Below are 405 nucleotides of genomic sequence, written 5' to 3'. Positions count from 1 at the left end.
TTGTACCTACAGAAATTTTTAGCGGATTACAACGAGGCATTGGACCAAATCCGTTAAGACTTGTCCGCATTCGAACCTGACCCAAACGGCTATTTCGATGAAACTTTTCTTACCGGCAGCCTCTCCCCCGCCCTGAAAAAGCTGGAAAACACGATTGGCGCAATTTTGGAAGATGCCAATGCGGCCATCCGAAAAGTTTCAGATTTGGTCGACATAAAAACCATTGATATCGACGAAAAACTGCATCCAATCGTGAAAGCACGGAAGAGGGTAAACAAAACCGTTGAAGACCTGTACGACTTTGACAATAAAGCCGTGAATACGCTTGAAAAACTTGAACATAACCTGGACGCAATGAATAAATTTGTCCAGCAGATGGACACCATGTTCAACAGCGTGGACACC

The 405-nt window shown here is 44.4% G+C and carries 1 protein-coding gene; it reads left to right on the top strand.

Translation table 11 applies throughout. From position 1 onward, the window contains the following. Window positions 1-60 precede the first annotated feature (60 nt). Window positions 61-405: T7SS effector LXG polymorphic toxin (locus tag ACLWS4_RS37640; protein WP_416876522.1), on the top strand; the 345-nt coding region annotated here is incomplete at its 3' end.

It is taken from the genome of Kitasatospora sp. SC0581, assembly GCF_048159585.1.
Taxonomy (GTDB): domain Bacteria; phylum Actinomycetota; class Actinomycetes; order Streptomycetales; family Streptomycetaceae; genus Kitasatospora.
The sequence above is the reverse complement of the archived record's forward strand: the minus strand, read 5'-3'. Positions and strand labels throughout refer to the sequence as shown.